Source organism: Bacteroidota bacterium, from assembly GCA_039821555.1.
Lineage (GTDB): Bacteria > Bacteroidota > Rhodothermia > Rhodothermales > Rubricoccaceae > JBCBEX01.
In genome coordinates this window covers 1-4713 of record JBCBNX010000040.1, presented here as the reverse complement: position 1 = coordinate 4713, position 4713 = coordinate 1, and the positions used below count along the sequence as shown (strand labels likewise).

At 64.8% G+C, this 4713-nt stretch carries 5 protein-coding genes; 3 read left to right on the top strand and 2 right to left on the bottom strand.

The annotated features are described in order from the left end of the window. Positions 1–251 (top strand): tyrosine-type recombinase/integrase (locus AAFU51_18730; protein MEO1573285.1); only part of this gene is annotated, 251 nt, incomplete at its 5' end. Positions 252–340: 89 nt separating this feature from the next. Continuing rightward, a complete protein-coding gene (locus tag AAFU51_18725) occupies positions 341–1534 on the top strand; it encodes a DUF932 domain-containing protein (protein ID MEO1573284.1) in 1194 nt (397 codons plus the stop codon). Between the two features lie 95 nt (positions 1535–1629). Here the strand turns inward: AAFU51_18725 and AAFU51_18720 are convergent, their stop codons facing one another. Together AAFU51_18720 and AAFU51_18715 are read right to left on the bottom strand one after the other, a co-directional pair. Beyond that, the gene (locus AAFU51_18720; GenBank protein MEO1573283.1) at positions 1630–2028 is read right to left on the bottom strand and encodes a DUF2306 domain-containing protein; all 399 of its coding nucleotides are present in this window, start codon (positions 2026–2028) and stop codon (positions 1630–1632) included. After that, positions 2003–2533: a hypothetical protein gene (locus AAFU51_18715; protein MEO1573282.1), complete on the bottom strand. Its 531-nt coding sequence runs from the start codon at positions 2531–2533 to the stop codon at positions 2003–2005. The genes AAFU51_18720 and AAFU51_18715 overlap by 26 nt, the downstream gene beginning before the upstream one ends. 269 nt (positions 2534–2802) lie before the next feature. On the opposite strand from AAFU51_18715, the gene AAFU51_18710 reads away from it, so the two are divergent. Continuing rightward, positions 2803–4713 (top strand): ParB N-terminal domain-containing protein (locus AAFU51_18710; protein ID MEO1573281.1); only part of this gene is annotated, 1911 nt, incomplete at its 3' end.

The following is a 4713-nucleotide window of genomic DNA, read 5'->3' as shown; positions in this document are numbered from 1 at the left end:
GGTCGGTCGGAACCGCCTTCCGGCGCGCCTGCGTGGAGGTCAGCGTGAAGGACCTTCATTTCCACGATCTGCGCCATGAAGGTACAAGCCGCTTGTTCGAGGCCGGCTTCGCGATCGAACAGGTCTCGTTGGTCACCGGCCACAAGGACTGGAAGATGCTGCGCCGCTACACCCATATCCGCCCGGAGGCGCTGCACCGGCTGGCCGCGTCGCGCGGCCCCTCCCCACTCGGGGATCTAGCAGCGGAGTGATCTGAGAGTCAGAGGGGTGCCGTTCCGGCCCGTGACGGGTTTGGAGGTCGAGAGAGAGGCTCCCGGCCGCCCGTCGCGGGAGAAAACCCATGAATACCGAGATTATCGATGCCGGGCGTGACATCAGCGGCGGCTACAGGGTGGATGTGTCGCGGGGCGAGAACGTCGATCGCGTGTCGTCGGAGTGGTTCTCGCGGCCGGATGACGAGCGGTATCTGTCGCTCGACGATCTCTTCGCCTCGGTCAAGGGCCGGGCGGAACGCAGCCGGACTCGCACGGTGGAGAGCGCGGCGATCCGGGTTGAGGCGCATCGCGACAACCCGGAGAAGCTTGGGCTGATCCTGCCCGGCGCGGATGAGCCCATAGCGCCGACGCATTGGTCTTTCGGCCAGCTCTCGAGCCTCGTGGGCGCGCCCGCCGCCTATCTGCGGCAGCTGCCCGCGCCGCTGGCGGGGATCAACCTGCAATACGGGCTGACCAATCACCGGGCCGAGCAGATCAAGACGATGGAAGTCGCGGAAGGCCGCACCGAATTGCGCGCGGTGACCGGCCCCGACTATGGCCGCATCTTCGACCACGAACTGGTCTCCGCCGTGCAGCGCATCGCGGGCAACGGCACCGGCGACACGCGCTGGAAGGTACCGGGCGTGCTCGACTGGTCCACCGGCATCTACAACCCGCGCGTGGACGTGACGAAGGAGACGACGACGCTCTACGCCTCGGACCGCGACGTCTTCCTGTTCCTCGTCGACGACCTGAACCCGATAGAGGCGGGACTGCTGCCCGATGGCTCACCCGACCTCTACTTCCGGGGGTTCTATTGCTGGAATTCGGAGGTGGGGGCGAAGACGCTCGGCATCGCCAGCTTCTACCTGCGCGCGGTTTGCCAGAACCGCAACCTCTGGGGCGTCGAGGACTTCCAGGAGATCACCATCCGGCATTCGAAATACGCCGCCTCCCGCTTCGCCCACGAGGCCGCCCCGGCGCTCAGCCGCTTTGCCGGGTCCTCGCCCGCGCCCTTCATCGACGGCATCCGCGCGGCGCGGGAGAAGATCGTCGCGCGCTCGGACGACAACCGTCAGGATTTCCTGCGCAAGCGCGGATTCTCGAAGGCGGAGACTGGGCGGATCGTCGAGACGGTGCTGGCCGAGGAAGGCCGTCCGCCCGAGAGCGTCTTCGACTTCGTGCAGGGGATCACTGCCGTCGCCCGGTCGAAGCCACAGCAGGATGCGCGGCTGGTGATGGAGGGAAAGGCGAAGGTGTTGTTGGAGAAGGCGGGTTAGGAGTTAGCGACGGGAGGCGGAACGAGGAAAGAGTTCGCCTCCCACAATCAACCAGCCAGTGAATGTCTCGCGTGCCTGTCGGGTCGCCTTGCCAGCTAGCCTCCGAAAAGTACCGCATGCATCGTACGACCAGGAACCAGCGTGAAGGCACCGGTGAGTAAGAGGGCTAGAACGTAGAGTTGCACCATCGAATTCCGGTGGGCGATCACGTTGCCACGACGCACAGCGTTGATGGAATAGACCAGCGTCGCAAGAACGAGGAGAGACAGCACGTGGATGATCGAAAAAGGTCCCCACCATCGGAACTCATGTATCCAGAAACTGGTCATGGCTACGATGGCCATGGTGCCGACCCAGACGTAGCCGAACCACTGGTGCCGCAAGGTCCCTTTGGGCGCCGTCAACTGGATCGCGCCCACAGCCATAGCGAAGATAGCGACGAGCGCATGAACGGAGATTACGAGACCGTCATTCCACAGCGCTTGCCAGTTCATGGCGCCCCCTTCCGTAGATGGCCGAAAGTACTACCCCCTGAACGAGTGTCACTGCGGCCCAAAAGCTTAACTCGACGGCAACGAGAACTGGTGGCTCTCCGAACATGTTAAAAGGTGTGTGGAACTCGAAATAGAGCGCCATCAGCGCCCAGAGGATAACGGCGAAACTCGCTCCACGCTTGACGATCCCGTGCGGTAAGGCCGGCTCGATCCAGAGGAACACCAGTCCGTGAACAACGCCGATGACGGCGGCGATGGCGATGTAGAGCGGGCCGTTCGTGAACATCAGGGGGAGTGGTTCCATCTCGAAAAGAACGGCAATGACCTTGGGGCTCTGAAGCTCGTTCTCGAACAAGATCGGCCTGCCGATCTGGAAGAACAGGATATTGCTGACGACGTTTGCGATCATGATGGCGACGGCGCCGCCAACTGCCGCTCTCAGAAATTTTGCATAGGTGATTTTGGACCTCCTTAAGGCGTTTGCGTGATTGGATTGGGAGATCAAGCCCTCTGAAGCGAAAAAATCGGCGCTCCGTTTTGCACCACAGGTCTCGCAATGTCGAAGACTCGATCTGCAATTTCTGCTCGTTGTGGCGCGTGCCGAAAAATAGCAGTTGCAAACCCCGAATTCAAACACGGCTCTGTACCGCCGCCGAACCTGCCGGTCGGATCGGGGCCAGTCGCGTCCTAGAGTGAGAGGGGTGCCGGGTTCTCCGTGACGGGTTTGGAGGTCGGGAGAGAGGCTCCCGGCTGGCCCGTCGCGGAGATATCCCGATGACCAAGCAACAGAAGATCACCCTCAGCGCCTCGCGCGACATCCCATTCAACAAGCTGATGCTCTCCCAGTCCAACGTGCGTCACGTCAAGGCGGGCGTGTCGATCGAGGAACTGGCCGAGGACATCGCGCGGCGGACGCTGCTGAGTTCCATCACCGTGCGGCCCGTGCTGGACGACAGCGGCGCCGAGACCGGCATGTACACAATCCCCGCCGGCGGGCGGCGGTTCCGGGCGCTGGAATTGCTCGTGAAGCAGAAGCGCATGAACAAGACAGCACTTGTCCCCTGCATCGTGCGCACTGACGGGCTGGCCGAGGAAGACAGCCTGGCCGAGAATGTCCAGCGCGCGCCGCTGCACCCGCTCGACCAGTTTCGCGCCTTCCATGCGATGCGCGAGAAGGGACGCACCGAGGAGGAGATCGCCGCTGCCTTCTTCATCTCGGCCAGCGTGGTCAAGCAGCGGCTGAAGCTTGCCGCCGTCGCGCCGTCGCTGCTCGACGCCTATGCCGAGGAGGAGATGACGCTCGACCAGCTCATGGCCTTCACGGTCAACCCCGATCACGCACGGCAGGAGCAGGTTTGGGAGGCACTGCAGCGGCACTATTCGCGGCAGCCCTACGAGATCCGCCGCATGCTGACCGAGGGCGCGGTGCGGGCCTCCGACAAGCGGGCGCAGTTCATCGGGCTCGACGATTACGTCGAGGCCGGGGGCGAGATCCTGCGCGACCTGTTCCAGCAGGACGACGGCGGCTGGCTGCAGGATGCCGCCCTGCTCGACGTCATAGTGCGCGAGAAGCTGGCCGAGGAGGCTGAGGCGGTCCGCGCCGAGGGCTGGAAATGGGTCGAGGTCGACACCGAGTTTCCCTACGGCCACACCTTCGGGATGCGCCGGGTTCATGGCGAGGCGGTGCCGATGAGCGACGAGGAGGCGGCCACCTACCAGGCGCTGAAGGCCGAATACGACGCGCTCGAGGCCGCGCATGCAGAGGCCGACGAGCTGCCCGACGAGGTCGATACCAGGTTGGGCAAGATCGAGGAAGCCATGGAGGCCATCGAGGCGCGTCCGATCCGGTTCGAGGCTGAAGACCTCGCGCTGGCCGGGGCCTTCGTCAGCATCGACAGTTCCGGGCGGCTGCGCGTCGAGCGGGGCTACGTGCGGCCCGAAGATGAGCCGGTCGACGAGGTGGAGGACACCGGCGAGGTCGCACCGCAAGCGGCGCCGGACGAGGACGCGGATGACACCGTTGCCTCGGCCTCGGACGAGGAGGAAGAGGACGACGGCCTGAAACCGCTCTCCGACCGCCTCGTCATGGAACTGACTGCCCATCGCACCCTGGCGCTGCGCAATGCGCTGGCCCAGGACCCGCAGGTCGCCTTCCTGGCGGCCCTGCACGCCATGGTCTTGCGGCTCTTCTACCGCTACGCCATCGACAGCTGCGTCGAGATCGAACCGCGCAACGCGGGGTTCGGATCGCAGGTGCCGGGCCTCGGCGAAACGGCCTACGCGCAGGCCATCGACCAGCGTCACGAGACCTGGGCACGGAACCTGCCAAAAGCGCCAGAAGTCCTCTGGGAGGCCCTGACCGAGTTCGACAGCTGCAGCCGCGAGGCGCTCTTCGCCCATTGCGTGGGGATGACCGTCAATGCCGTCCACGATCCCTATCAGCGCCGACCGCGCGCCATCGCGCATGCGGATGTGCTGGCCGGGACCGTCGGGCTCGACATGGCAAAGGCGGGCTGGACGACGACGGGCGACCGCTACCTCGGCCGCGTGACCAAGCCGCGCATCTTGGAGGCCGTGCGCGAGGCGAAGGGTGAGGACGCCGCCGACCGGATCGCCGGGCTGAAGAAGTCGGAGATGGTGACGGCTGCCGAGGACCTGCTCGTGGGCACCGGCTGGCTGCCCGAA